At 38.9% G+C, this 23,930-nt stretch carries 26 protein-coding genes; 14 read left to right on the top strand and 12 right to left on the bottom strand.

The features are described 5' to 3' along the window. The first annotated feature begins 1 nt into the window (after position 1). From B9A18_RS23620 to B9A18_RS23590, 7 genes are all read left to right on the top strand, one after another. Positions 2-490 carry a hypothetical protein gene (locus B9A18_RS23620; protein ID WP_084292187.1) on the top strand — a complete coding sequence of 163 codons (489 nt, stop codon included), beginning with the start codon at positions 2-4 and terminating at the stop codon, positions 488-490. A gap of 146 nt (positions 491-636) precedes the next feature. Continuing rightward, positions 637-2,031, top strand: coding sequence for an aminopeptidase P family protein (locus B9A18_RS23615; protein WP_084292185.1), 1,395 nt, complete (start codon positions 637-639; stop codon positions 2,029-2,031). Positions 2,032-2,142: 111 nt separating this feature from the next. Beyond that, the gene (locus B9A18_RS23610) at positions 2,143-3,078 is read left to right on the top strand and encodes a dihydrodipicolinate synthase family protein (protein WP_084292183.1); all 936 of its coding nucleotides are present in this window, start codon (positions 2,143-2,145) and stop codon (positions 3,076-3,078) included. Further along, positions 3,075-4,622 (top strand): aldehyde dehydrogenase (NADP(+)), encoded by a 1,548-nt coding sequence (locus tag B9A18_RS23605; protein WP_084292182.1) that lies wholly within the window; start codon positions 3,075-3,077, stop codon positions 4,620-4,622. The genes B9A18_RS23610 and B9A18_RS23605 overlap by 4 nt, the downstream gene beginning before the upstream one ends. Further along, on the top strand, positions 4,622-5,623 hold the full coding sequence (locus B9A18_RS23600) for a 4-hydroxyproline epimerase (RefSeq protein WP_084292180.1): 1,002 nt from the start codon (positions 4,622-4,624) through the stop codon (positions 5,621-5,623). The genes B9A18_RS23605 and B9A18_RS23600 overlap by 1 nt, the downstream gene beginning before the upstream one ends. A gap of 16 nt (positions 5,624-5,639) precedes the next feature. Next, positions 5,640-6,881: an NAD(P)/FAD-dependent oxidoreductase gene (locus B9A18_RS23595; RefSeq protein ID WP_084292178.1), complete on the top strand. Its 1,242-nt coding sequence runs from the start codon at positions 5,640-5,642 to the stop codon at positions 6,879-6,881. A 62-nt stretch (positions 6,882-6,943) separates the two neighbouring features. Then, entirely contained in the window at positions 6,944-7,840 is an 897-nt protein-coding gene (locus B9A18_RS23590; protein WP_084292176.1) for an AraC family transcriptional regulator, read from the top strand. Here the strand turns inward: B9A18_RS23590 and B9A18_RS23585 are convergent. The 6 genes from B9A18_RS23585 to B9A18_RS23560 form a co-directional block, all read right to left on the bottom strand. Then, positions 7,832-8,299: an Lrp/AsnC family transcriptional regulator gene (locus tag B9A18_RS23585; RefSeq protein ID WP_084292174.1), complete on the bottom strand. Its 468-nt coding sequence runs from the start codon at positions 8,297-8,299 to the stop codon at positions 7,832-7,834. The two genes, B9A18_RS23590 and B9A18_RS23585, sit on opposite strands and share 9 nt — an antisense overlap. A 303-nt stretch (positions 8,300-8,602) precedes the next feature. Beyond that, entirely contained in the window at positions 8,603-9,103 is a 501-nt protein-coding gene (locus B9A18_RS23580; protein ID WP_235005428.1) for a cupin domain-containing protein, read from the bottom strand. 8 nt (positions 9,104-9,111) lie between these two features. Beyond that, on the bottom strand, positions 9,112-10,173 hold the full coding sequence (locus B9A18_RS23575) for an alpha/beta hydrolase (RefSeq protein WP_084292172.1): 1,062 nt from the start codon (positions 10,171-10,173) through the stop codon (positions 9,112-9,114). Positions 10,174-10,183: 10 nt separating this feature from the next. Further along, the gene (locus B9A18_RS23570) at positions 10,184-10,906 is read right to left on the bottom strand and encodes a carboxymuconolactone decarboxylase family protein (protein ID WP_235005427.1); all 723 of its coding nucleotides are present in this window, start codon (positions 10,904-10,906) and stop codon (positions 10,184-10,186) included. 84 nt (positions 10,907-10,990) lie between these two features. Further along, a complete protein-coding gene (locus B9A18_RS23565) occupies positions 10,991-11,614 on the bottom strand; it encodes a flavodoxin (protein WP_084292170.1) in 624 nt (207 codons plus the stop codon). Between the two features lie 80 nt (positions 11,615-11,694). Further along, on the bottom strand, positions 11,695-12,789 hold the full coding sequence (locus tag B9A18_RS23560; protein ID WP_084292168.1) for an alpha/beta hydrolase: 1,095 nt from the start codon (positions 12,787-12,789) through the stop codon (positions 11,695-11,697). A gap of 160 nt (positions 12,790-12,949) precedes the next feature. Between B9A18_RS23560 and B9A18_RS23555 the strand changes: the two genes are divergently transcribed. Continuing rightward, on the top strand, positions 12,950-13,846 hold the full coding sequence (locus B9A18_RS23555) for a helix-turn-helix domain-containing protein (protein ID WP_084292166.1): 897 nt from the start codon (positions 12,950-12,952) through the stop codon (positions 13,844-13,846). Positions 13,847-13,865: 19 nt separating this feature from the next. Here B9A18_RS23555 and B9A18_RS23550 read toward each other — a convergent pair whose 3' ends face one another. Both B9A18_RS23550 and B9A18_RS23545 read right to left on the bottom strand, forming a co-directional pair. After that, positions 13,866-14,291, bottom strand: a complete 426-nt coding sequence (locus B9A18_RS23550) for a DUF1801 domain-containing protein (RefSeq protein WP_084292164.1) — start codon at positions 14,289-14,291, stop codon at positions 13,866-13,868. 92 nt (positions 14,292-14,383) lie between these two features. Continuing rightward, a complete protein-coding gene (locus tag B9A18_RS23545; RefSeq protein WP_084292162.1) occupies positions 14,384-14,788 on the bottom strand; it encodes a hypothetical protein in 405 nt (134 codons plus the stop codon). Positions 14,789-15,141: 353 nt separating this feature from the next. Between B9A18_RS23545 and B9A18_RS25245 the strand changes: the two genes are divergently transcribed. Beyond that, the gene (locus tag B9A18_RS25245; protein ID WP_159452738.1) at positions 15,142-15,306 is read left to right on the top strand and encodes a hypothetical protein; all 165 of its coding nucleotides are present in this window, start codon (positions 15,142-15,144) and stop codon (positions 15,304-15,306) included. Between the two features lie 363 nt (positions 15,307-15,669). After that, a complete protein-coding gene (locus B9A18_RS23540; RefSeq protein WP_084292160.1) occupies positions 15,670-16,998 on the top strand; it encodes a serine/threonine protein kinase in 1,329 nt (442 codons plus the stop codon). Positions 16,999-17,043: 45 nt separating this feature from the next. On the opposite strand, the gene B9A18_RS23535 is transcribed toward B9A18_RS23540, so the two are convergent. From B9A18_RS23535 to B9A18_RS23525, 3 genes are read right to left on the bottom strand one after another with little or no spacing between them, the layout of a single operon-like run. After that, positions 17,044-17,739: a LytR/AlgR family response regulator transcription factor gene (locus B9A18_RS23535; RefSeq protein WP_084292158.1), complete on the bottom strand. Its 696-nt coding sequence runs from the start codon at positions 17,737-17,739 to the stop codon at positions 17,044-17,046. Beyond that, the gene (locus tag B9A18_RS23530) at positions 17,736-18,884 is read right to left on the bottom strand and encodes a TlpA disulfide reductase family protein (protein ID WP_084292156.1); all 1,149 of its coding nucleotides are present in this window, start codon (positions 18,882-18,884) and stop codon (positions 17,736-17,738) included. The genes B9A18_RS23535 and B9A18_RS23530 overlap by 4 nt, the downstream gene beginning before the upstream one ends. Before the next feature lie 24 nt (positions 18,885-18,908). Then, complete coding sequence (locus B9A18_RS23525) at positions 18,909-19,961, bottom strand: sensor histidine kinase (RefSeq protein WP_084292154.1); 1,053 nt, start codon at positions 19,959-19,961, stop codon at positions 18,909-18,911. 713 nt (positions 19,962-20,674) lie between these two features. On the opposite strand from B9A18_RS23525, the gene B9A18_RS23520 reads away from it, so the two are divergent. The 4 genes from B9A18_RS23520 (at position 20,675) to B9A18_RS25490 (ending at position 23,461) form a co-directional block, all read left to right on the top strand. Continuing rightward, entirely contained in the window at positions 20,675-21,118 is a 444-nt protein-coding gene (locus tag B9A18_RS23520; protein WP_084292152.1) for a hypothetical protein, read from the top strand. A 45-nt stretch (positions 21,119-21,163) separates the two neighbouring features. Beyond that, positions 21,164-21,769, top strand: a complete 606-nt coding sequence (locus tag B9A18_RS23515) for an RNA polymerase sigma factor (protein WP_084292150.1) — start codon at positions 21,164-21,166, stop codon at positions 21,767-21,769. Between the two features lie 96 nt (positions 21,770-21,865). Beyond that, positions 21,866-22,957 (top strand): AI-2E family transporter, encoded by a 1,092-nt coding sequence (locus B9A18_RS23510; protein ID WP_084292148.1) that lies wholly within the window; start codon positions 21,866-21,868, stop codon positions 22,955-22,957. A 231-nt stretch (positions 22,958-23,188) separates the two neighbouring features. After that, positions 23,189-23,461 carry a hypothetical protein gene (locus B9A18_RS25490; RefSeq protein WP_084292146.1) on the top strand — a complete coding sequence of 91 codons (273 nt, stop codon included), beginning with the start codon at positions 23,189-23,191 and terminating at the stop codon, positions 23,459-23,461. On the opposite strand, the gene B9A18_RS23500 is transcribed toward B9A18_RS25490, so the two are convergent. Beyond that, entirely contained in the window at positions 23,462-23,812 is a 351-nt protein-coding gene (locus tag B9A18_RS23500; protein WP_084292144.1) for a VOC family protein, read from the bottom strand. Positions 23,813-23,930 lie beyond the last annotated feature (118 nt).

The following is a 23,930-nucleotide window of genomic DNA, read 5'->3' as shown; positions in this document are numbered from 1 at the left end:
TATGAAATTCAAGCAATTATCCAGCGTTATTTATGTTACCCCGGAAGGAGACCAGGTATTCACTTTTGTCAAGGAAATAAATGAAAAGGAAGGTTTGTTTACACTTGATTTTGATGATGTAAAAGTTAGGGAAAATGAGCTTAAGTTAAATACCTATGCGAATTTTAGCGTTCCGCGCTCCATGACCAACGCGCATATCAAAGCCTATCATTATGACCAGTTGATCAATCGTATCGTAACCTTTCTTAAGGAAAATCATACTGAGCAACACCTGGAAATTTATCGTGAAATGGATACAATTTACTTTGAAACTGTATTTCATGCACCTAAAACGCCCCAAGAAAAGAAGCTTTTTCAAGAAGTAGTTAATAAGTTTAACAGAATTATAGGACAGGTTAATACTGCGATTAAAAGCCGTTTTAATCAGAAGATTGAGGTTGTTCTGAAATTTCCATTTACCCGCCATCATTTGCATTCGATTCGTGTTTAGCATTGTACACTGTTCTCTATGATGCGGGAAAAACAGCATTAAAAAGTGTAGTTATTTGTTAATATCCGACTATTTAATCTGCAATTGTTAAATTATTTTTACAGTTGGAGAAGAAAAGAAATATAAAGATTTTTAAAATTTAATAGATGTTTGATAAAGACGAATATATCAGCAGGCGAGCTATACTTTCCGCTAAATTTAGTTCTGGAATTCTGCTTTTCTTAGGAAATGAAGAAAGCCCCATTAATTTCCTTCATAACACATATCGTTTCAGGCAAGATAGCTCATTTCTTTACTATTTTGGTATTAAAGAACCTGGGTTGTCAGCAGTGATTGATGTTGATGAACAATTGGTCCTACTTTTTGGTGAGGAAATGAGTATTGATGATATCGTATGGATGGGCAGACAAAAAACACTGAAAGAAAAAGCTTTTGATTCGGGCGTTTTACAGGTTAGAGATAAATCCGGATTGGTCGACTACATAGCGCATGCGTTGAAAATGAAGAGAGAAATTCATTTTCTTCCTCCTTATAGGGCTGAAAACAAGATTAAACTTTCTGCTCTTTTTAATGCGGCACCAGATCATGTGAGTAAATTGGCTTCAGTTCCATTTATTAAAGCGATTGTAGTACAACGTTCCATTAAGTCTGAAATAGAGCTCAGGGAACTCGATAAGGCAGCCTCTATCTCTGTAGACATGCACTTATTAGCTATGAAAATGGCTCGGCCAGGAATGAAGGAAAGTGAGATTGCGGCGGCCATTCATCAGGAAGCACTTAGCCAGGGTGGTGATATTGCTTATCCTATCATACTAACAGTGAATGGGCAGGTCCTTCATAACCATTTTCATGGAAATACTTTGAAAGAGGGAGATCTTGTATTAAACGATTCAGGAGCTGAAACAGCGATGGGGTATGCTGGAGATCTTACCCGTACGTTCCCGGCTGGAAAGACTTTCAATAACCAGCAAAAGGAAATTTATAACATTGTACTCAGTGCTTATCATAGTGCGGTTGAACTATTGCAACCAGGTAAGCAATATTTAGACATACACCTACAGGCATGTTTGAAATTAGCGGAAGGCCTTAAAGCACTTGGGTTGATGAAAGGTAATTTGGAAGATGCTGTGAAAAGAGGAGCACATGCCCTCTTTTTTCAATGTGGAACTGGCCACATGATGGGGCTGGATGTACACGATATGGAAGACCTGGGAGAGCAGTATGTTGGGTACACCGACACCCTTATTAAAAACACTACTCAGTTCGGCCTTAAATCCCTTCGCCTGGGTAAAGAACTGGAAACCGGAAATGTATTGACAGTTGAACCAGGCATTTATTTTATTCCCGAACTAATTGACATTTGGAGCGCTAAGAATTTATTCCCTGAATACATTAACTATGAAAAGGTAAATGAATATCGCTCATTTGGTGGAATAAGGGTAGAAGATGATTTTGTGATCACTTTAGATGGTTCACGCATGCTGGGGAAACAGCTTGCGCGCGCTGTTGAAGATGTTGAACAAATTAGAAACGCGATGTGATCATCCTGTATTTGGAACACTCATCTTGGTAATTTATTAGTAATACCGGTTAATTTCTGTCCCTTATTCACAATCTCATAGTTCTATTTTTGAATAAAAAGAAATTTGATTATGAGTATTCAATGGTCAGGGGTATTCCCCGCAGTAACTACAAAATTTACAGAAGAGGATCAGTTAGATTTTAATGCGTTTGATAAAAACATTGAGGCCCAGCTCGAAGCCGGCGCAGAGGGATTGATACTTGGTGGGTCCTTAGGGGAAGCGAGTGTGCTTACAAATGAAGAGAAATTTGAACTGCTGGCACATACGGTTAAACTTGTAGCAGGAAAAGTTCCGGTTTTGCTAAATATTGCCGAATCTACTACCAAAGGTGCTATCGAGACAGCCCAAAAAGCAAAAGAGCTAGGAGCCAGCGGTCTCATGCTTTTACCACCAATGCGTTACTTTGCTGATAAAGAAGAAACATTGGCTTTTTTTAAAGCAATTGCTGAAAGCACCACTTTACCTATCATGATCTACAATAATCCGGTAGATTATAAAATAGAAGTAACCCTGGATATGTTTGAGGAACTGGCTAAGTATCAAAATATTCAGGCCGTAAAGGAGTCTACAAGAGACATCACCAATGTAACTCGTATGATCAATAGATTTGGCGACAGGTTTAAGATTTTTACTGGTGTAGATCCACTGGCTATGGAGAGCCTTGTAATGGGCGCTGATGGTTGGGTGGCGGGTCTTGTGGATGCATTCCCTAAAGAAACTGTAGCAATTTACCGTTTAGTAAAGCAAAACAGAATTGCAGAGGCGTTAACCATTTATCGCTGGTTCTTGCCTGTACTTGAATTGGATATTCACCCTAAATTGGTTCAGTATATTAAACTCGCAGAAGTTGCAACAGGTATTGGTACAGAAAGGGTAAGGGCACCAAGGTTGAACATTAAGGGTGAAGAGCGTGAGCGTGTTCTGAAAATCATCAATGATGCATTGGCTGCGCGTCCGGAATTGCCGGTAAATAGCTGGGGAGTGTTGGAAAGAGCAGCTGTATGATTAAAGAACAAGCAAGCTTTAAAGCTATAAATCCTGCTACAGGAGAAATATTGGACGGGGATTTTTTATGTGCTACCCAGAAAGATGTACAAGATGCAATGGCTGCCGCTTCGGCGGCCTATCTTAGTTACAGACACGTTTCTAAAGATGTAAAAGCTGAATTCCTAAGAAACATTGCATCAGAAATTGAACAGATCAGAGATACTTTGGTGCTTCGGGCATCAGCGGAAACTGGTCTGACGTTCCCTCGTTTGCAAGGTGAAGTAGATCGAACTACTGGTCAGCTTAGGTTATTTGCCAATCAAACTGAAGAGGGTTCTTGGGTCAATGCTATAATTGACCAGGGGCAGCCAGACAGAAGGCCACTTCCAAAGTCTGATATTCGTCGAATGCTTGTGCCCTTAGGGCCAATTGTGGTTTTTGGAGCAGGCAATTTTCCTTTGGCATTTTCTGTGGCTGGCGGTGATACAGCTTCTGCCCTTGCCGCGGGATGTCCGGTGATCATAAAGGCTCATCCTGCTCATCCAGGGACTAGTGCTTTAGTAGCGGAGGCTATCCATCGGGCAGCTCAAAAAACTGGCCTGCACAAGGGGGTCTTTTCCATACTTTTTGATGCAGGATATGAAACGGGAGCCGAACTGGTAGCACATCCCGATACTAAAGCGGTCACTTTTACCGGTTCGTTTAAGGGAGGCATGGCATTGGTGCAGATCGCACAGCAACGTAAGGAACCGATTCCGGTATTTGCCGAAATGGGAAGCATCAATCCAGTGTTTTTATTGCCCGAAGCACTAGATAGGAGGGCCGAACAGATCGCGAATATTTACGCAGCTTCCATTGCCTTAGGAGCAGGACAGTTTTGTACAAACCCCGGTCTTTTATTGGCTATAAAATCTCCAGGCCTGGATGCTTTTATAGGGCAGTTAGAAACAGCCATAGCCGAGATTCCTTCAGCAACGATGCTAACGGCTGATATACATACTAATTTCAATAAGCTTATTGATGAATCGCTAACAGAGGATGGGGTAGCTTTATTAGCCGCTTCGGGCAATCTGAATATTGAAGCCTCCAATCAGGCACTGGCCAGAGTTGCTATAGTAAGTGCAGGAATTTTTATAGATAATCCTAAGCTTCAGGAAGAGGTTTTTGGTCCGTATTCCTTACTGGTAGTGGCCGATAATGAGACGGAATTGCAGGCCGTTGCTGAGGTATTGAAAGGTCAGCTAGTGATTACTTTAATGGCAGAAAAAGCAGAATTGAAAGCGCAGGAAGTATTGATTAATATATTAAAAGATAAAACAGGTCGTCTGGTACTGAATGGGGTACCTACAGGAGTGGAAGTTTGTGCAGCCATGCAGCATGGAGGGCCATTTCCGGCTACTAACGATTCGCGTTTTAGCTCCGTCGGCACTACAGCGGTATTGCGTTTTGTCAGACCGTTGGCATGGCAGGATTGGGACAATGAGCTATTGCCTGAAGAACTAAAAGACGGTAATCCACTAAATATATTCAGATTGGTAAACAATAAATGGACTAAGGACTAATGAATAGCAAAACTTTTTTCTGTGTGGATGCACACACATGTGGTAATCCGGTCCGTTTGGTAGCAGGCGGCGGCCCTGTTCTTAAAGGCGCAAATATGAGCGAAAAGCGCCAGCATTTTCTGAAAGAATTTGACTGGATCCGAACAGGTTTAATGTTCGAACCAAGAGGACATGATATGATGTCGGGAAGTATCCTTTATCCACCTCACGATGCTGATAATGATGTCGCAGTGCTATTTATCGAAACAAGCGGCTGCCTTCCAATGTGTGGCCATGGAACAATCGGCACAATTACTATTGCCATTGAAGAAGGGCTTATTAAGCCTAAAACCCCTGGTGTAATTCGTATGGAGGCCCCTGCCGGACTGGTTTTGATCGATTATGTGGAAAAGAATAATCGGGTGATCTCTGTAAAACTTCGAAATGTACCAGCTTATCTGGCTGCAGAAGATCTGCAGGTAGATTGCCCGGACCTTGGCCGCCTTACATTCGACGTGGCTTATGGAGGTAATTTTTATGCCATTATAGATCCGCAGGAAAATTTTAAAGGCATACAGGACTTTACAGCCTCCCAGCTCATTGCCTGGAGCCAAGTCATCAGAAAGCGAATTAATGATGTTTATACTTTTGTTCATCCTCAGGATGCTACTATAAAAGGCTGTAGTCATATATTATGGGCAGGGGATCCCATAGATCCAACGTCAACAGCGAGAAATGCAGTATTTTACGGGGATAAAGCCATTGACCGCTCACCCTGTGGTACGGGCACATCGGCGCGCATGGCACAGTGGCATGCCAAAGGGAAGCTGAAAACCGGCGACGTTTTTATTCATGAGAGCATTATAGGAAGCAAATTTATCGGTAAGGTAGAAGACACCCTGAAGATGGAACAATATGATGCCATTATACCTAGTATAGAAGGATGGGCCAGAGTTTATGGTTACAATACAATTAAAATAGATCATAGTGACCCTTATGCCAATGGCTTTCAGGTTATTTAATATTAATTAGCAGCATATGGCAGATATTATAATTATAGGAGGAGGGATTATTGGTTTAAGCTCGGCTTACTATCTCAGTAAGCAAGGACATAAAATTACTGTGATCGACAAGGGCGACATCACGGATAATTGTTCATTTGGTAATGCCGGGATGATTGTACCTAGTCATTTTGTGCCTTTGGCCGCGCCTGGAATGGTTAGGCAAGGAATTCGCTGGATGTTCGATAGTAAAAGTCCTTTTTATGTAAAACCTTCTCTCGCTGGTGGCCTACCTGCCTGGGGGATTAAATTTCTTCAAAAATCTACTCAAAAGCATGTATCAGCGTCAGCAAGGCCTTTAAGAGATCTTTCATTGCTTAGTAAGCAGCTATTTGAAGATTTGGCCAATGAGCCTGGTTTTGACTTTGAACTAACCAAAAATGGCATTCTCGCTTTTTATAAAACTGAAAAGGCCGCCGAAGAAGAAGCCCATTTGGTAAAAAATGCAACCGCATTGGGCCTTGATATGGCAGTGCTGAATGCGGCCGAATGCAAGGCTTTGCAACCAAAGCTGGAACTTGATGTGCTAGGCGCGGTACATTACCGCTGCGATGCGCATTTATATCCTGGAAAACTCATGCAAACATTACTTAGCTTTCTTGAAAAAAGTGGAGTAAATATAGTTCGCAACCATGAGGTCACTAAAATAGATATTGCAGGACAAAAAATAATCACTTTATTTACAGCAGAGAAGGAGTGGAAGGCAGATCAGTTCGTGCTGGCTACGGGTTCATGGTCTCCGACAGTGGCCAAAATGCTCAACATCAATATTTCGTTAATGCCCGGTAAAGGTTATTCTTTTATGGAAACAGAACCAGAACAACGGATGAGCATTCCTGCATTACTTTGCGAGGCGCGTGTAGCCATTACTCCAATGCAAGGACAAATCCGATATGCAGGAACGATGGAGATCGCTAAAATCAATAATAACATCAATATGAACAAAGTTCAAGGTATAATAGAGGCAATTCCTAAGTATTTCCCTGACCTTAAGCCTAAGTTACCAAAACTCGATGAGGTATGGTATGGATTCAGACCATCTTCGCCCGATGGCTTGCCTTACATAGGTCGATGTCCTAAATTCAGCAACCTTATTATTGCCACAGGGCATGGTATGATGGGATTAAGCCTGGGCCCTGCTACTGGTCTTCTGGTGAGTCAGATCGTTTCAAATCAAAAGACAGCGATTGATACAACCGCCTTTCTTCCGGTAAGGTAGTCTTTTTAAAATTTTATTATCAGCATTAATAAGCCTAAATTCAATTATCCAATCTAGTCATTATGAAAGTATTTCCATTTACATTGCTAGTGCCAAATGATAAAAGTGTGATTTCTGAACAGATTAAGCTCCCTCACTTTTATCCATATCTTCATCGTCACGAAGAATATCAGGTAACCTGGGTAGAGGAAGGAGAAGGGATGCTAATTGCTGGTAACAATATGCTTGCTTTCAAGCCAGGAGATGTTTTTCTGATCGGAGGCAATGTTCCCCATTTATTTAAGAGTAATCCAGAATATTTTATCGGCAATAGTGGTAAAGTAATAAAAGCCTGCTCTTTGTATTTTAATCCCGAGGGCATAATGTCATCGGTGTTTGATTTGCCCGAAATGAAATGCGCAAAGTCTTTTCTTCAAAAAAATAAGAATGGAATTAAGATACCTAAAGCATGTACCCAACAACTAGCTGATAAATTGTTAGCTATTCATAAGTCTGAAGGCATGGAGCTATTATTCAAATTTCTTGAATTGCTAGATGATTTTACTACTATTAAAAGTGCTGAACCCCTTTGCTCGGCCAATTACTCCTCAAATATCTCGGAAACTGAAGGCATTAGACTAAGCAACATCATTAATTACATTATGCAAAATTATAAGAATGTAATCACGCTTAAAGATGTATCTGAGATTGCATTTATGACGCCTCAGGCATTTTGCCGGTACTTTAAGAAACATACCGGACGTAAATTCATTTCTTTTTTAAATGAAGTAAGAATTAATGAAGCCTGTAAGAATTTAATATTAGGTAAGAAGAGTGATTGCATTTCATTGGTAGCATATAGTACTGGTTTCAATAGCATTACTAACTTTAATCGTGTCTTTAAAAGCATAACAGGAAACTCCCCAAAAGATTATGTAAATACTTACTATAGGTTAAGCAATTCATCCCATTTATTTTAATGGATATGCTGTATCACTTTTGATTTCTGACATCACAAATGACGTTTGTATAGTACTGATACTGGACAACGTTGCAAGTTTATCGTTATAAAATGTATTATAGTCGTCCATATCCCGTGTGGCAATTCGCAGAATAAAATCATATGTCCCAGACATTTGGAAGCATTCCATCACCTCATCAAATTTTGATATTTCTTCCTTGAATTCTTTAAGGCATTCTTTAGTGTGTGATTTTAAAAGAACCTGTGAAAATGCGATATGGTTTTGTTCAATTTTTCGATTATCAAGCACGGCAACAATCCGCTTGATGTATCCGCTTTCTTTTAATCGTCTGATTCGTGCATGCACGGTGGCAGTAGACTTGTGTACTTCAGTAGCAATTGTTTCATTACTTTGTGCTGCGTCTTTCTGTAAGATCTTTAATATTTTGATGTCAATATTATCTAAACCAGTAGCCATAATGTCAAATTAAATAAATACTAAAAAGTTGTATTGGTTAAAGAGCAAAACTGAATAAAATTAAAGCAAAAAACAATAAAACCGAATAATTTATGGAAAATTCAGAAAGCGTTGATCGATCATTTGAACATTCTTACTTTTGTTTATAGATTTTTAACAGCTGTAAAGATTCATAGTTTGTAGCTTATCTTGATCGCTTAACGGCTTTTAAGTTTATATAAAAATACTATCCATAAAAAAACGAAAAAGGTAGTTAATAATTAAAACCAGGTAGATGGATTTCTACCTGGTTTTTTTACAGTATTAAATACCTGGCTCATTATGGTATTCTTTATCGGTTACAGCATCTAACCATATCGTTTCTCCTTTCTCCCTTCCCGTTATCGCTACCTGAACAAATTTGGTATCTGTACTCGCACCATGCCAATGAGGGATATCTGCCGGACATTTTATGGCATCGCCTTTACGAAGTATTTTTTTTGGTTGTCCCTTTTCCTGATAATAGCCAACACCATCTATTGCTAATAATATTTGACCTGCCGGATGCGAATGCCATTTGCTTCTGGCTCCGGGTTCAAAGGTTACGCTTCCTACAGAATTCTGGTTGAGACTGTCAGCTTGAACTAAGTTTTCCAGCCATACATTTCCGGTAAAGTTATCATTGGTTATTTGTTTCCCCTTTGCAAAAACTGTTGGTTCTTGTATTTCTGATTGAGATATCTTTGCCGACTTATTTTGCTGTTTGCAGGAAAATGAAACCAACACAATAAGTGATAGTATGGCTATATTTTTAATGTTCATCATTTTGAGTTTTAAAGATTTGTTTGATAAAACTTAAGGAGTTTATTTACGGCTTGCGACACATATTCCGGTTTCCAATAGGTCTGTATATGAGTCGCTTCATCAATAAGAAAAAGTTCCTTACTTTTTGCATTGGTTGCTTTGGGAAATGCTTCATCGGTCATATATTTTGTATCAGCTTTGCTTCCAGCTATCATCAACAGGGGTTGATTGATTAGATCCATATTAGTGGTGGCATCCCAGGTCATTAAATCAAACAGGCTGCTCATGGTGTATAAAAAGGTTGAATTTGGATGCGCATGGGTTCTATAGTAATACTCGAATCCTTCGCGATATAGATCTGTTGAGGTTTTTGCGATTTCTTCATCTGTAATGCTCGCCACACCCGCATAAATCATTTTACCGCCTGCGGCTTCCTGCGCACGGGCATCTGAAGCTTGTTTTAAGCGTTCTTGAATGGTGTTTAATTGGGAATTCTGAAAACCATTACGTCTTACCTCACCTGAATTAAACATACTCAAGGTAGCTACGGCTTTAAAGCGTTTGTCGGATTGGGCTGCTTTTAAAGTATAGCCACCGCCACCACAGATACCTAAAACACCTAAACGGTTTGCATCAACCCCTGCATACTGAGTTACAAAGTCTGCCATACCATGAATATCTTCGATACGGCTTGCAGGTTTATCTGTATGACGTGGCGCTCCGCCGCTTGCTCCCTGGTATGCTGCGTCGGCAGCAATGGTTACATAACCGGCTTCTGCCAAACGCTGCGCGTATAGTCCGGCTGTCTGTTCTTTTATACCACCGTTAGGGTGTGCTACCGCTACTGCCGGGTATTTCTTTGAAGCATTGTAATTTGCCGGTGTATAAACATTCGCAGCGATATCAATCCCATTCAGTTTATATTTCACAGGATGTATGTTTACTTTTCCTTTTTCATTTTTGGTAATGGCTCCATCATATACCAGAGTATAAGGATTTTGTTGTTTTCCTTTTTGAGTAGATTGTGCATTCACCATATCTGTAGTTGCTACTGACATGGCTAATGCGATTATTGATGTTAGCTTTTTCATAAATTCTATTTTACTTTTTACTTTTCAGCACTTCATCCAATATGGACTGTGGTGATTTCGCTTCTTTTTTTCCGATGCTTGATTTGATGAGACCTACAAATTGTTGTAATTGACCTGGGGATATACCCACATTCAGGCAGATGTTCAAATGCGATTGTAACATTGGTTCCACGCCCCCGATACCGGCAAGCACAGATACTGTTGCCAGTTCTCTTTCGGTGTAGGTCAATACATCCCTTTCAAAGATATCAGCGAATAGATGTTCTTTCAGAAATACTTCGATTACGGGGGCAAATGCCGAATAGCCTGTTTGGGGACCGTTTTGGGGAGCGCCTAAAAGCGTGTCCAAAATGGACTTGCCCCGGTCGTATTTACTGCGTTCACCTTTTATAGGTGAGGCTTCAGCTCCAATTTCATCATTAATGCCCTTAGCTTTACGTTCTTCTAACACAGTCATAAAGGACTGTAATCCCCGAATACTACGGGGAAATCCGGCATAAGCATAGACATGGACAAGGGTTTCTTTAATCTGATTGATGGTCAATCCAGCTTCAAGCCCTGTGTTCAACTCCATTTTGAGCTTTGCCAAATCACCTTTGCCTGTGAGCGCAGCAATGCGAACAATAGCTTGTTGTTTTGCTGTTAAATTTTGGTCTGTACCCGTTTGGGCATTAACGGCTGGTGCAACCATCATCGTCATTATAAATAATATCGCCTTCATCAGTTTATTCATATTCATTTCTGTTTATTATGGCGTTAATAACTTCGTGAAGGACATAGAGGCCAGCTTCCAGTTATTGTCATTTTGCTTAATTTATCAGTTAATTAGAGCCAGTTTTTTTAACCATTTTTCAATTTCAACCTGTACTTGTTTTTCCTTATCACCTTCCATCACGAATAAAATCCCGTCCCTTTCTATGCCACCTTTCGTTGAAAATCTTTCAAGGACTTTGCTGTTAGGGCATAATTGTTTTACTGTCTCGAAGCTGCTGCCAATGTCATAACCAGCATTCGTGTTAAAGGGTATTATTGTTTTTCCGCTAAGGTCATACTGTTTCAAAAAGCTTTTCATAGGAGGAGGTAGTTGCATTCCCCAGGTTGGAAAACCTACAAATACTACATCGTATTTTCTTATATCATCAATCTTTGTTTTTAGCGGTGGTAAATAACCTCTTGCGTTTTCAGCAGCTACCTGGTCTACCATAGTCTGATAATGTTCAGGATAAGGTGTTACCAGTTCCAAGACCACCAGATCGCCGCCAACTCTTTTATGGATAATTTCTGCAACGGCCTTAGTATTTTTTGTCCGTGACAGATATACGATCAATACCTTCTTATCCTTCACGGTATTAGCTGTTACTGACTCTTGTGCCCTTGAGCAGGATGTCAGCGTAAATAAGAAAGTGCACATCATCAGCCACTGGGTTGTCAACCTTTTCATCTGTTTCTTTTTGGGTTATACAAAGTTCCAAAGAACAAGAAGATTTTATGGTAGATGTATTACTGGAATTACTACCAATATTACTTATCCAGACCTTTTTCTTTTAACCATTTCGAGAGCTGATCGGCTACCTGAATATTGTTCAGGTCAGAAAAGGGAAAGTGCGTATTACCTTTCATACCGATTTCCGGCAGGTGTATTACGGTCACATCACCGCCATGTTTGTTGATGGTGGCTGCCCATATCTTCGCCATTTCAAGTCCCGAACGCCAATGGTCTTTGTTCCATATTTTAGTAGGATCTTTTGCAATGTTATCCCCATAGTAAATAACAATAGGTATTTTAGTCAGTTTATTGAAATCAGATAAGGGTATCTCTGTGCCTTTCAACTCGCCAAAAAGACCTGCCGATTTTATCGGTGGGGGCAGTTCTCCTTCAGGGAATAGAAAGCTGCTATAAGGCTCGTAAGCTACAACTGCTTTAACTTTATCATTTTTGATGGCCGTAGACCAACCGGGTCCGCCTCCCTGGGAGTGAGTAATCAAGATACCTTCACCAATCTTATTAAACAGTTGAGAGATGGCATCCGAGATCACATTCCCATCAAATGCACCGGTATTTGGAGTCATCTGCCTATAAAACTGTTCTAATGAAGCTGCGTCCTTAGGAAACTGAACATCTGGAAAGTATTCAGGGTAATTTCCGATCCGAAATTGCGTGAACCAAAACTGCTCGTCAGCAGTAGGGTTGATGGTTGCTGCAACAGAGCTTTTTCCAGCTTCACCACGCCTTGGCTGGTCAAGCAGATAAACAGGGAATTTTCTGCGAAGAAAAATATTCTGAAACCCTTCTCGTCCATCAGGAGTGGTTTCCCATGTTTTTTTCGACTGTCCAGCACCATGTAAGAATACCAGGGGATATTTACGGGCTTTTACCGGAATTTGATAAAAGGCATAAGCATGATCCCCATGAAAGGTCTGGCCCTGTGGTTTCAAAGCACTATCCAGGTCAAAGCTACCCGATTCTGTGGCTTTTGTTCCTCCTACAGCAAAGCTGCCCTGCTGTTCTATGACTAGTGGTTTTTGTTTGTTTTGGGCATTAACCGGCATCCAAATAACCAGCAATAATGTCAATAAGTATCCTGTTTGTATTTTCATTTCACTAAACTTTCTCATTCTTTGTACAACACTTCTGATGATACAAAGTTCTGCATTGGTATGGAGTGAATTTGTAGATGAATTACGGATATTACTACCAATGTTACTGATTGGTGTATCTCTGCAGCTTTTGTTATACCAGAATGGTTAATTTTGTATCAACAAAAAGGTAATAGCTATGGAAAAGGCATATAATTTTGATACAGTAAGCCAGTACAATGCGTTTAATAACCATGAAACTTTACATCCGCTGGTGAGTATTATTGATTTCTCAAAAGCGAAGGAAAGAACAGGTTCACGTATGACTTTCGGACTTTATTGCATTTTCCTTAAAGAAGTGCATTGCGGCGATTTAAAGTATGGCTGTAACTATTATGACTATGAGGAAGGTACATTGGTATTTATTTCCCCCGGACAGGTTATCGATGTGGAGAACAAAGTAGATTTTTACCAGCCAATGGGACACGGACTGGTCTTTCATCCAGATCTTATTAAAGGTACTTCTCTGGCCAAAAGTCTCGAAGAGTATAGTTTTTTTAGTTACAATACCAGTGAGGCATTACATTTATCGGAAAAGGAAAGAAAAATTGTTTTTGACTGTTTTTCAAAGATTGAGTCTGAATTAGGGCAATCGGTTGACAAGCATAGCAAAAAGTTAATTGCATCCAATATTGAGCTTTTCCTGAATTATTGTGAAAGGTTTTATGATCGTCAGTTTATCACCAGGGAGAATGTCAATAAAGGTATACTGCAAAAGTTTGAAGAGTTACTGAACAGCTATTTCACATCCGAGAAACCCTATAGCATTGGGCTACCTTCGGTAGGTTACTTTGCTGATGAAGTCCATTTATCAGCAAACTATTTTGGTGATCTGGTCAAAAAAGAAACAGGCAAATCTGCGCAGGAGTATATTCAGAACAAGATCATTGATATTGCAAAAAATAAGATTTTTGATAGCCGCAAAACCATTAATGAAATTGCATTCGAGTTGGGCTTCAAGTATCCACAACATTTTAGTCGCTTATTTAAAACCCGTGTAGGATGCACACCGAATGAGTATCGGAATATGAATTGATAAAATTAAATTCGCCAGTTCACTGTTTACCCCATTTTGCCTCAAGGAAATCAATCGTTCCGCTGATCATTTCCTTAAGTACATCGATATGAATGTCCGTCAGTTTTTTTACATAGATACAACCTTTTCCCATGGTAAACTTTCCCAATTGCTTGAGCAGTTCTTCCTGACCTGGGGCACCGCTATAAACATACAAGGATAGGGCCGCCTTTCGCGGCGAGAATCCGACCAAAGGCCAATCCCCTTCCTGCCTGCTTCTTTCTGATTTATAATGATAGGAACCGAAACCAATTATCGATGGCCCCCACATTTTAGGATCATAACCTGTATGCGCTTTCATCAATTTCAATAGTTCGAACCCGTCCTGCTTTTTCTGTGGCGTTGCCGCAAAGGCTTCGATGAAATCTTCGACGCTGTGCTGTGTTTGGGTAGTTTTAATGGTCATGTTGTTGAATTATTTTAAACTCATAACAATATAACAGACTTAACTGGTTTTTTTTAGCAATTTTTAAGTTTTCTTATCGGTTATGCATCTAATCAACATACCACATTGTCTTGATTCCTTTTCTCGTCGATTGAAAGACCTGCAGGTTCAATATATTTGCCGTTTGCTCCTAGAAATGAGCCTCTCGGATGGTAGAGGCCATCACTGCCTATGAAACTACCTTCAAGGTGATATAGGCCATCGGTGCCAAGAAAAGAACCTTTGTAATGGTATTTTCCGTCAACCCCAATGAAACATCCTTTCGGATGGTATAAACCATCGCTCCCCACAAAACTACCTTTTTCATGATATTGGCCATCACTTCCTAAGAATGAGTCTCCTGGAACATAGTCACCATTAACACCTAATTTGAACCCTGACGGATGATACTTGCCGTCTGAACCAAGAAAGCTACCTTCTGGATGGTACTTTCCATCGATACCTAGAAATTTACCCATATGCTGTTTGTGGTTGTTTATTATTAAGTTATGAAAATTTATTGTTAAACTCAACCATTTACAAATTCCTATGCTCATCGCAATTGCGAACGGAGCGAGGGTGTCAACTGAAGCAGTACGCTTACGGCAGGCAAGGGTTTTCTAAACCGCTGGCAGGGGTTCGAATCCCTGCCAGGGTACATATTTTAACACTGTGTTAGTATAGTGTTAAAACTTTTCAGGAAAAGTTATGATAAGGGCTGCAGATTAAATATTTGCAGCCCCTATTTATGTTATACATTATCTGCTGACTCTTGCCTTGTTATTGATAAGCGTTTTATGTAAATTTGAAATAGTTTTAAGATCAATATTTAATGGACAAAAGAAATGAAACATTTGATCAGGCTGAATTGGAACTTTTAAAAGAGGGTCTAAAACGTAGCTATAAGGAACGTTTTGAAATGGCTACTCGTTTGTATAAAATACAGCAGACCATGAGTAAGGCTTCTATATCCCATAAACCGTTTATAAGTAAATAATTTGTGGATGTTTTTGATGAATGTCTAGAAATGGCCTCAGTTGCGGATATTGATAATGTGAATGTTCCTGTAGAACGCGGGCCAAAGGCATCTCAGGCATGGCATGGGGCCAAGGAGAATTGATTGCTGCGCCTGCTTCTGTAGCCCGTATGGTGATAGGTATTGCCAACAATTGCAATATGTTAGCCAACAGATTTGTACTATAAGTGAGTGATAGGCCAGAACCTCTTAAAAATGGTACGAAATTGGTTATGATTCTGCATATGCTGCACTTATGCGTAGCTATATGATTAAGCAGAGGCCTTTACCGATCGAAGGTGAATATCAATAAATTTTTAGCATTTAGTTATCAGGAACTCGAAAATGAGTAAAGTATTTACAATTGCAGACGGACTTCAAAATCTTGGTGCCTTAAAAACAGGAGGCCAAGGTTCGGTGTATAAAGGGAAAAGAATGGGTGCAATTTATTCGGCCATCAAATTGTTGCCTACGCCTATACATACTGAAGACGAGACTGACAAAAATTATCGGAATTTTAAGAATGAAGTAACCAAGCTCCAAAAAGTAAACGAAAATCCATGTCCCAATGTAGTGAAAATAATGAGTTGGGGCATTACCGATAGCGGTTCTTTTCCGTATATAGAAATGGAATATATAGAGGGGCCAGACCTCTCTGAACTTTTACAACCCCCGAACCCACGAGCTTTCGCTATTAAAGAGCTGGTTAAAGTTGCCGATCAGCTAGCCAGCGCCATTGCACATTGCCATCAAGTTGGTGTAAAGCATGGCGATATCAAGAGTAATAATGTAAAGTACAATGTGTATACAGGCAATTATGTGCTACTTGATTTTGGTTTGGCCATTATGAGCGAAGAGCAGCGTAGAACCAGTATCCGCAATGCGGGAGCCGTCGAATTTATGGCGCCAGAGCAGCATGAAGGGAAGATGTTACTGCAAACTGACATTTACAGCTACGGGATCATTTTATATGAACTTTTAACAGGTCAGGTGCCATTTCCTTTGAATGGGGATGGCGATACCGGTCGTAATTCGGTAATGCTGGGTCACATGGAAGGGCAAATTCCAGATGTAATTAAATTAAGGAAAAAAAATCTGGAAAGCAGCTTATCAAAGGAGGACCTAAATATCGGGCTACAAGTACCTGCTTGGTTATTAGCCGTGATTTATAAATGCCTCGAGAAAGATCCAGCACAACGGTATGCCAATGGTGTTGAACTAGCCGCCGCCATTACCCATGGAATAGTGGTCTCTGTGCAACAACATCCTGAGGGGGGTATAATTGATAATGCTAAACTGATCGCATTGGGGAAGTTAACTAAACCGCTTGCCCATGAGGTAACAAAGAAGCACGCATATGGAAATGAAGTGCGTTTGTCGAAAAAAATTATAGTTGGTTTAGCTGTAGCAATTGCACTTTTAACGACCTTTTTGTCTTATCTGTTTTTACCAAAAGAGAAAGTGATGGTAAGTTATGTAGTAGCCAATGCGAAAGCCTTTGAACCACCCTTTTTATTCTATAATAGCCAGTATTTGGAACGAATATTGAAAGAGAGGGAAGATAGTATTCGTTTAGCAAAACTTAAACGCTCCGAAAAATCGAATCTGGCAAAGGGAATAAAAATACAGGATGAGAAGAAAAAAAAGAGGAAAAAATTTTTAGGTATATTTTGAGCGGCTGAAAATATGGGAAAATCGCATACAGAAATGGAATTTATGTTACAATTCTCCTTCTAAATTTTGCAGGAGCTGATTTCTATATAATTTAGACAATGGAATCTTGTTCCCCGCCACAATTACCTGGTGTTTCTCAATCCGCTCAATTTTATGCCTGGAAATTACAAACGATTTATGTACACGTAAAAACTGGTCTGCAGGGAGTCTCGTTTGTAATTCTGTCAATGTAATTCGTGTCAGGGTATGTTTATCTATTTCATGCAAGTCCACATAATTGTCTTCCGCTTTGGCATAAACCAGGTTACTAAACTTTATTTGCACCCAGTCATGTCCATCTTTTACAAATAAAGCCTGTTCTTCGTCCCTTTTTTTTACTTCAGGCAGTTGAAGCCTCGTTTCAGCAAGCTGACAAGCTTTTAAAAAGCGGGTAAAATTGATAGGCTTTAATAAATAGTCTGTAGCAGCCAACTCAAAACCTTTTAATGCATATTCTGGATAAGCGGTAGTAAAAATGACCTGAATTCCGGGGTTTATCATAGCGGCAAATTCAATGCCCGACAGATCAGGCATAGCGATGTCGAGGAACACTAAATCTACACGCTCATTTTTAATATAGAACAATGCATCTGTAGCACTCAAAAACGTTGCATCAAGCGAAATAAAAGGTATTTTTTCCGCATGAGAACGAATAATATCGTGTGCTACAGGTTCATCGTCAACTGCAATTACTTTGATCATTTTACCGGTAATACTTGTTTAAGCTTCTCCATTAACTCTTTCGTTTCAAGATCTCTTGCTATAATCACACCTTCAGGATCAATCAGAAAGCTCTGTGGAATTTTCCTGATGCTATAGAGCTTTGCCACCTCATTTTCCCAATGCTTCAAATCTGAAAGCTGGGTCCAGCCTAACCTATCATCCTTTATTGCTTTTAACCACGCATCTTTTCCATCTGCACCATCAAGGGATATACCCAAGATAGTAAAATTTCTCTCTTTAAATTCATTGTAGATTTTAACAAGTTCAGGGTTGGTACTTCTACAAGGTCCACACCAGGAAGCCCAGAAATCAATCAACACATACTTCCCTCTAAATGAAGCCAAATTAACAGGATTGCCTGCAGTATCATTTTGAACAAAAACAGGAGCCACGGCACCGGGATTAAGATCTTTTTGGTCTGAAAGAAATTTCCGAAATTCTTTACCGGATGGTGTATGCTGCAATCTTAGAGAAAGCCTGTTAAACATTGGCTCAACAACAGCAACATCAGGTGAGATTCCTGCATAGTCCTGCAATGCGCCCAAGGCGATAAAGCTGCCTGGATTATCAATAACGAATTTCCGTCGAATAGCCTTCTTAACTGAGTTTAAACTATCCAATTTCTTATTCAACTGTGAGGTTTTTGGCTCATGAGCAATTTCCGTCAACTTACTGATCTTATTGCTCTCTTCATAAACGGGGCCAAGCATTTGTTCCAGCTTAAAATAATCTGAATTGATACCCTTCCCAACAAACTTTGCATCAGCAATTGAGCGGCTGGAGGTTTTCAACGCAATTTGCCCCGGATAAATATACATTCGCAATAAATCTGGTTTATCATGTCGTTTTTTAATCATTCCCGATAAACCAATTTTTGTGGTATCGCAAACAAGAGTGCTATACATTGGTCTATCTATTTTACCCTTAAAAACAAACAACCCATTGTTCTGCATCGCAGAATCAACTATTTTTTTCCCATGCTGTTGGTATAACAGGTAAATCTTAGCCATTGAGGGCATTTTTTTTGCAGTTATTTTAACTGTAAACAAGGAATCTTTGGTCTGAGATAGAGACATAAAGGGGACTGCTGCTCCGCAAAGCAGTAACATTACTTTTTTAATCATGATTACGAAAATTGAATGATGTATTTAAGAATTGAGTTTCAACCAAAATGAAACTTTATAATCTAAACTGGTGTTTTTATGATCTAACTGGTAACTATTCGGATAAAGAAGATCCAGCCGCTTAATCGTATTTTTTATTCCCGTATTATTTCCGCTAACTTCTGCACGGTTCTGAATAATGGTATTAAACACTTCCATGTGCAGCTCGTTTTTGGCCACAACAATCTTTATCTGAACTTCACATTGCGCATCCATACTGATACCGTACTTAAAAGCATTTTCAATGAAGGGGAGAAGCAATAGTGGTGCTATTTTTTGTTGATGATTATGATCATCTGAAACAATTTGAGTGTTAATTTTGATATTGTCCTGTATGGGCAAACGTACGTGCTGAAGTTGCAGATAGTTTTCCATAAACTTCAGTTCATCCTGGAGTGGAACAAAATTCTCATGCATTCCATGAATGGTATAACGCATCATATCAGACATGATATCAATCCCCTGAGCGGTGTCTGATGCTTTTTCTTTTAAGGCGGTGCCATAAAGATAATTTAAGGCATTGAATAGAAAATGCGGGTTCAGCTGAGCCTTTAAAGCATGAAGTTCATTCTCCGACTGCTGAATCCTATGCAGCTTTCTATTTCTATTTTGAAGATAATAGTCCCTAACTGTTACATAAACAAAAGCATAAGCTGATATATATAAAATAGGTTCAATCGCAGAAAGTTTACCTTGTTGCTGGAAAACATGCGGACGTAAATAAACAATTCCTGCACATGAAATCATTCCAGTTAATAAACATCCCGCTATAAAAACGATGAAGTGATATTTTTTAAATAGAAATTGTCTTACTGCTTCAGTCAAAAAGATAAAAAGTGCAACAACGAATAAATCTTTATTTAAATTGGTGGCATATTGCAAACCTGATACAGGTGTGCCGTCGGTGTTGTAGATGTAATTGCCCCAAATATGTACATGATACAGGTAAGGAATCACCGTAAATACAATAATTGCAATCCACATCATTAAAAAGTGGGCAATCCAGTTTGTCAGTAATTTCTTAAGAGCTGTTAACATATATTTCTTTTGATTCAGATCAAAGGAAGCAAACTAAAAGAATATTGTATAATTAATGTGGCAAGTGCTATCAAATATGTGGTGAAATGGGAAGAACCAGTTTAACCAGGTAATTACGGGTCAGTTTTAGTTAAGTATGCTTTCAAAATTTTGTTATTTCATTCAAAATACTATAATTAATTACAAAAATTAATTTTATTGAAATATTTGTGTTAATTAGTGTAATTAATGTATATTTGATAAACTAATAATGCATGTAACAAGTTAATATTATATTTTTGCCGAATCTTCAAAATATTTGAAGCATTTAGCACTTAAGAATCTTGCTTTAGAAACCTAGGAAATTTCAACGGAACAAGAGGATAGGTGAAAAGTGCTCACGCTTAAAAGCGTGGGCCTTGCTTATTCGTTCCAAGGCTTCCTAGGGCCTCTAAAGCGGTAAGTTGGGTTCCACGCTTTTTGTGTAAATAATCCCTGCCCAGATGCAGGGAAATTCTGAATTGTAAATTCATAATATGTAAATAAAGAACCTTTCTTGCCGGATTCCATTAATATCAGCTTTAAATCAACTGAAAATGGAAATAGCAAGTAGAATTCTTTATGCGCTTATTGTCTGTCCACCAGACTAATCAACCGTTCCTGTTTAATTCAATATGGATAACCTATAAATCATTGTCCTGGCATCGCTATGCCTTAAATTTTCTGAACACAATATGAAACGATCAAAGAACCCCACACAACATATACTAATTAAAGCCAATACCAGCAGTGCCTGGGAAAGCATTGAGTTTGCCATTATATACCTAACCGAATCATGGAAAGTACTTATAGCATCCCGTTTACAGGCTATTGAGCAATTTAAGACTGATAATGATTTCAATTGCCATATTTTTTGGGATGCATCGATAAGGTTTTACAATAGTCCGGGTACCCGCGAACTGGTAAACGAAATCCTGTTTCCGCATGATGACTGGGCTTATGTGACTTTATCGCCCGAAACAGAGCGCACATTTCAGCATCCTAATAATCCCCTCCAAGCTCACCAACTCCTAATCACCGCAAATGGCATTGCTCAATACAAAGCCTATGAAAAACGCACTAACAAAGAGTATTGGACAGAGGAATTCAATCTAAAAAAACTATTGCGAGCTCATTGACACCGCAGGAAACAATTATTAACTACCAATAAAAGGAATAAATAAATGAAATTAAAACGCAGCAATAGGAATGGGTTGGGTTATGAAAAATTACCTGATCTGGAATTAGTAGGACTTTTGAAATTGGGTAATCATACTGCATTTGAAGAAATTTATCTACGCTATAAACACGTACTATATAACTATATCTATCGAAAGCTTCAGGACAAGGGCGCAGCCGAAGACGTGATACATGATGTATATTTTAATTTATGGAAGTCTAAAGAAGATTTTATGATAGGGCCAAATCTATCCGGATATTTGTTTAGAGCCACGTTAAACGGAGCCTTTGGTAGGTTTAGACATCAAAAGTGTATTAGGCAACATGAGGGTGCTTATAAAGAACCAATAAATACCTCTTCTACAGATTATATCATCAGAACAAATGAAAGTTCGAAACTGATTGGAAAAGCAATTAATGCATTACCTGTGAAAATGAAGGAAGTTTTTTTATTGAGACACAATCAAGGTTTAAACAATAAACAAATTGCTGCAAAGCTATCGCTATCTGAACATACTGTAGCAAGTCAAATAAAATATGCTTTAAGAATTTTACGTGCCAAACTTAATATCGTTACTCATCCTGGCTTATATGAGCAATCTCATAGATAATTTAACCATTTATAATAACTGGCAGGAAATCGCATTAAAGTACTTAGATATAAAATTTCGATCAAACAGTTCGTATCCAGCTTTGTTCTTAAAGATATGGCTAACCTTCAACGCAGCATCTATATACTTTTGTTTTTTATTTTATCGTTTGGCGGTCTGTATTTTGCAGCACCTTTCCTTATTCCTTTATCATTAGCTGGGGTGTTTTCTATGGTGTTTATTAGGTTCTGTAACTGGCTGGAGCATAAACGGATTAATAGAGGGCTTGCTTCACTTATTTGTGTCATTTGCTTTGTATTGGCGATTTCTCTTGTAATATTTTTGCTTAGCTGGCAACTGAATGGGCTCGTGGAAAATATAGATGCCATGAAGCAACGTGTGGTCAATCTGTTTTCTAACTTTCAACACTGGATATATGATAAGGTTGGTATCGATTTAAAACAGCAGCAGGAAATGGTAGAGGCGCAAGGGCAGTCATCTGTTGGGGGTGGTGGTATACTGGTGGCTTTTGTAGGTAAAATTATGGATGTCTTGCTAAATACCGTGCTGGTGTTGGTCTATATGTTCCTTTTCTTATTTTATCGTTCGCATATTAAAAAATTTATAATCAAGCTTGTGCCTGGGGATGGCAAAGATAAAGCGGAAGGTATTGTTCATAAAGGGGGGGATGTAGCACAACAATATTTGAGTGGGCTAGCCGCTATGATTGTGGTTTTGTGGATCATGTATGGTATAGGATTTAGTCTCATTGGTGTAGAAAGTGCCATTTTTTTTGCTGTATTATGTGGTATCCTGGAGATCATTCCATTTGTTGGAAATTTAACTGGTACATCAGTTACCTTACTAGCTGTACTTGCACAGGGTGGGGATAGTAAAATGGTTATCGGGGTACTGATAACCTATGCCACGATACAATTTATACAAACTTATTTGCTTGAACCTGTTATTGTTGGGGAGCAGGTTAACATTAATCCCTTATTTACTATACTGACGATAGTTTTGGGTGAACTGATATGGGGAGTAGCCGGAATGATCCTGGCAATTCCATTGCTGGGAATTGTAAAAATTGTTTGTGATAATGTACCTGATTTACAACCTTACGGTTTTTTGATAGGTAATGATAAGGCGAGAAATAAAAAAAATGGTGTTATTGATAAAATTAAAGCTGTTTTAAAGAGTTCAAAATAAAGCATGCTCAACATACCAGGTCATGTTCCATTCTTCCAAGTAATCTTCAGATTTGTGAACGATTTTTTTGGCCAGGAAATAGTAGAAAATTAATAGTAAAGAGAAAATAAACTAACTCCAAACCTTTCTAACAGGCATTTGTTTAAGGTTCTACTAATATTCATATAATGAAATCGGAGGGATATGAGGGAACATTAAATTTATTGTTGTGGGTTTAAATCGGATGTTGTTATGGTGATTTGGAATAATGAATATCTGAACGGGTTGGCTATGGGATGGTATTTTATATGCATAAATATAGCTATTCAACCCTTTACTTCGCAACTGGTCGTAGATGTATGGCTTGAGTGCGAAGTCGAACTGAAAAAGATATTAAAATCTGGAGAATATACTTTCCTTATGCCTTTGAGGGTTTTTGTGGATTCAACTACTTGTTTTGACATCTGGTTGGATGCTGATGGGGATATTCAAGCGAGTGAAATATACTGTGAGCGCCACTTATAATTATTGATGGGTAAGAATATTGATCAATTTATTAAAAGGGTCACGAACGAAAAATCTACGAACTCCCCATGGCTCATCAATAGGCCCATATTCTATAGGGATTTTTGCAGCTTGCATCCGCCGAAGTGCTTCATTAATATCGTCCACTTCGATTGATAAATCTGGTATGGATGCTCCTGAACCTCCTTCACTGGCAAAACTGATCTGAACATGTTGTTGTTCATCAGATCCATAGGTTGTTATCCAGCCATGATCCATTAATAAATCAAGTCCCAGTATACCCCCATAGAACTGTTTAGCTAAATCCAGATTTTCACTATGAACATCTATAACAATTCGTTTTACTTTCATTGAAAATTATTTATTTTTTTTAAAATCTCTGGCTATAAAATATTGCTGGCAATTCAAATTCATCTATAACGCTAACAGAATCATTGCAATATTAGTGAAAAATCATGACCAGATCTGG

This window comes from Pedobacter nyackensis, assembly GCF_900176505.1.
Classification (GTDB): Bacteria; Bacteroidota; Bacteroidia; order Sphingobacteriales; family Sphingobacteriaceae; genus Pedobacter; species Pedobacter nyackensis.
The sequence above is the reverse complement of the archived record's forward strand: the minus strand, read 5'-3'. Positions and strand labels throughout refer to the sequence as shown.